This is a genomic window from Streptomyces sp. NPDC058964 (genome assembly GCF_042741275.1).
In the GTDB taxonomy this organism is placed as follows: domain Bacteria; phylum Actinomycetota; class Actinomycetes; order Streptomycetales; family Streptomycetaceae; genus Streptomyces.
In genome coordinates, this window is the sequence record NZ_JBHYKH010000744.1 from 1 (window position 1) to 3,248 (window position 3,248).

Genomic DNA, 3,248 nt, shown 5'->3' on the forward strand with positions numbered 1-3,248 from the left:
AGTCTCTGCGCGCGCCCCCCCGCCCCCGCCCCCCCCGCCCCCCCGCCGCGCGCGGGGGCGCCCCCCCCCCGTTCCCGCGCCAGGTTGCCCAGGTGGTCCTGGAGCCCGTCTGGCCGCCCGAACCGGGCCGGCTGCTGGAGGAGCTGGAGCGGGAGTGAGCGGCCGGCCGCAGGGGGCGCGTCCTACCGGTGGTGCGGCTTCCCCTCGCCGTAGAGCCAGTCGTCCCAGATGGTGTCGAAGTTCTTGCCGGGTGCCATCTTCTCCACGTACGCCGTGAAGTCGGCGGTGTCCGCGTTGCCGTGACGGTGACGGGCGGCCCAGCCCTGGATGATGTCGTAGAAGGTCTCGTCGCCGACCTTCTGCCGGATCTTGTGCAGGACCATGGCACCGCGCTCGTAGACCGGCTTGTCGGAGATGTGCTCGGCGCTCGACGGCTTCGCGGGCGGGGAGGCCCAGACGGCCTTGGTGTCGTCGGGGTCGTCGAAGTAGTCGCCGTCGTAGACCGCGTCGAAGGTCTGCTGCGCGGTGTCACCGCCGTGGTCCTCCTCCCACAGCCACTCCGCGTACGTGGCGAACCCCTCGTTGAGCCACATGTCCCGCCAGCTCTTCGGTGTGACGGAGTCGCCGTACCACTGGTGGGCGAGCTCGTGGACGAGGGTCCCGGTGTCGGGGGCGCCGGGGAAGACGGGACGGGTCTGGGTCTCCAGCGCGTAGCCCGCGTCGTCGGGGCGGTCGACGATCGCGCCGGTGGAGGAGAAGGGGTAGGGGCCGAAGTTGTACTCCTCCCACTCCATGATCTCTGGGATCTTCGCCAGCACCTTGCGGCTCGCCCCGGCCTGCTTCGGGTCGACGGCCACGTAGACGGGCAGTCCGCTCTTGGTGGTGTAGCGGTCGATCTCGTAATGACCGATGGCGACCGTGGCGACATAGGTCGCCATCGGTTCGGCGGAGTGCCAGGTGAAGGTGGTACGGCCGCCGGTGGTCGTCTCGTTCTTCAACTCCCCGTTGGAGACGGCCTGCAGGCCCTTGGGCACGGTGACGGCCACGTCGTAGGACGCCTTGTCGGAGGGATGGTCGTTGCCGGGGAACCAGGCCATGGAGCCGGTGGGTTCACCGAGGGCGAGCGCGCCGTCCGCGGTGCGCAGCCAGCCCTCCTCGGAGCCGTCGGGGTCGGTGATCTTCTCCGGGGTGCCCGAGTAGCGCACGGTGGCACTGAAGGTCTCCCCCTCGGCCAGGTCGCCGTGCGGCCGGACGGTCAGTTCCTGGCCGGCGCGGTTGAAGCGGGCGCGCCTGCCCTCCACGGTGACGTCCTCGACCTTCATGCCCTTCAGGTCCAGGTCGAAGGCGGAGAGGTTCTCGGTGGCGCGGGCGGTGATCACCGCCTTGCCGGTGAGACGGTGGGTGCCGGGGGTGTAGGAGAGGGTGAGGCCGTAGTGGGTGACGTCGTAGCCGCCGTTGCCCGCCTTGGGGAAGTACGGGTCGCGTACGCCGGAGCCGCCGGGGCTGCCGTGCACCCCGCCGTCGCATGCGGTCAGGGTGAGGGCGAGCAGGGCGGCGAGGGCCGGGGCGCCGACCGGGACAACGCGTACGGACCTGGACATGTCAGAGATCCTATGGGGCCGGGCGCGGTCGGAACGTACCGGTGTCCGGTTCCGGCCGTGACACCATCACCTCGTGCTCGACATCGGCTACGCCCTCTCCAACCGTTTCCCGGACCCGCCCCAGACCGACTACCGCGGCGCGGACGTCCGCGCGCTGCGGCACGACCTGTTCTGCGGGGACGTGTACCTCGCCGACACGGAGTCGGACCGGGAGTTGTCCACAGCCTGGGGATGGGTGCCGGTGCTCGACTTCGCGTGGGCGCTGTGCGACATCGTGGAGCGGATCGACCGGGACCCGGCGGGCTCCCGCGCCGCCCGCCCCCAGCGGGCGGAACTGGACTTCACCGAGTCGACCGACCGCATGCTGTTCGAGCGGCGGTTCGGGTGGGTGGACATCGAGTCCGACTGGATGCCGGCCGAGGAGCCGCCGCTCACCTTCTCCCACGCGGAGCTGCGCCGGGAGGCGCGGGACTTCCTGCACGACCTGATCGCCGATCTGACCGACCTGCACGAGGCTCTGGCCGAGAACCCGGCGATCTGGACGCTTCAGGCTCGCTTTCCCCGGATGCGGTGAGCTACAGGACGGCGTCCCTGAGGGCTGGCCCCCGGACCCCCGCCTCAGGCCCGGCCTCGTCCTCAAGCGCCGGACGGGCCGGATGCGGCTGAGCCCCGTCGCCTCCCGTGGGCGAAGAGCTACTCCACCCGGATGCCCAGTTCCGCCGCCAGCACCGGCGCCAGATCGATCAGTTGACCGGGGCTGATGACCGCCCCGGCCAGTCGGCCCACCCCCCGCGTGATCTCCAGCGAAGCGACCCCGCGCAGGTCGACGTCCGTCAGCGTCACCCCGTTGAAGTCCGCCCCCTTCAGGGCGCAGTCCACGAATTCGACCCGCTCCAGGCTCGCGTCCCCGAAGTCCGGCTCGACGAGGACGCAGCCCTCGAAGACCACGTCCCTCAGCTTCGCCTTGCGGAGGTTGAGGTAGTCGATCTTGCCGCCGCGGATCAGCACCCGCTCCAGGACCGCCCCGTGCAGCTGGGTGCCGCCGAGTCGGGCGTCGACGAGCTCGACGTCGCGCAGCGTCGACGCGGCAAGGTCCGTGCCGACGCCCCTGATCCCGGTGAGGACCGTGTCCAGGACGCGCGCGCGGCGCAGTCGCGTCCCGTCGAAGGCGCAGCCCGTCAGCGCGCAGTCCATGAAGCGCGCGCCCCCGCCGTCCTGACCGGCGAAGTCGGTCCCCCGGAACTCCAGCCCGTCGTAGTCCCCGTCCGGCTCCAACTCCCCGCCGCCGTGAGCCTCGAGCGGGGGCAGCCGCACCTCCGGTCGCCGTGCCGACCGCACTCCCGCGCCACCAGTCGCTCTCCTCGCCATGCCCCCATGCTGCACTCCACCACTGACAATCAGCTTGACCTGCGAAAACACCGGCGATGTCACATTTGGCGGGGCTCCAGTGGTCGTACCTGGTGAGAAGAGGCGGCCCCGAGCAGAGGGAGACACCCACCCATGCATCCCATCACCGTCGTCGTCGGGGGGGGGGTTGGGGGGGAAACCCCCGCGGGAACCCCCCCCCCGGCGGGGGCCCCACTGCACCGGGTGACACCGCCCCCCCACCCCCCCCGGGGGGGGCGCCCCCCCCAGCGGCCGCGCCCG

The 3,248-nt window shown here is 71.6% G+C and carries 3 protein-coding genes; 1 reads left to right on the plus strand and 2 read right to left on the minus strand.

From position 1 onward, the window contains the following. Positions 1-182: 182 nt before the first annotated feature. The gene (locus ACFW2E_RS44060; RefSeq protein WP_384476968.1) at positions 183-1,601 is read right to left on the minus strand and encodes a M1 family metallopeptidase; all 1,419 of its coding nucleotides are present in this window, start codon (positions 1,599-1,601) and stop codon (positions 183-185) included. Positions 1,602-1,674: 73 nt separating this feature from the next. Here ACFW2E_RS44060 and ACFW2E_RS44065 point away from each other — a divergent pair, with 73 nt between their 5' ends. After that, a complete protein-coding gene (locus tag ACFW2E_RS44065) occupies positions 1,675-2,175 on the plus strand; it encodes a hypothetical protein (RefSeq protein ID WP_384476971.1) in 501 nt (166 codons plus the stop codon). A 119-nt stretch (positions 2,176-2,294) separates the two neighbouring features. Here the strand turns inward: ACFW2E_RS44065 and ACFW2E_RS44070 are convergent, their stop codons facing one another. Continuing rightward, on the minus strand, positions 2,295-2,969 hold the full coding sequence (locus ACFW2E_RS44070; protein ID WP_384476974.1) for a pentapeptide repeat-containing protein: 675 nt from the start codon (positions 2,967-2,969) through the stop codon (positions 2,295-2,297). Positions 2,970-3,248: the final 279 nt, after the last annotated feature.

Coding starts and splice junctions, on each gene's coding strand:
- ACFW2E_RS44060 (WP_384476968.1), bottom strand. CDS start 1,601: ATGTCCAGGTCCGTACGCGTTGTCCCGGTCGGCGCCCCGGCCCTCGCC.
- ACFW2E_RS44070 (WP_384476974.1), bottom strand. CDS start 2,969: ATGGCGAGGAGAGCGACTGGTGGCGCGGGAGTGCGGTCGGCACGGCGA.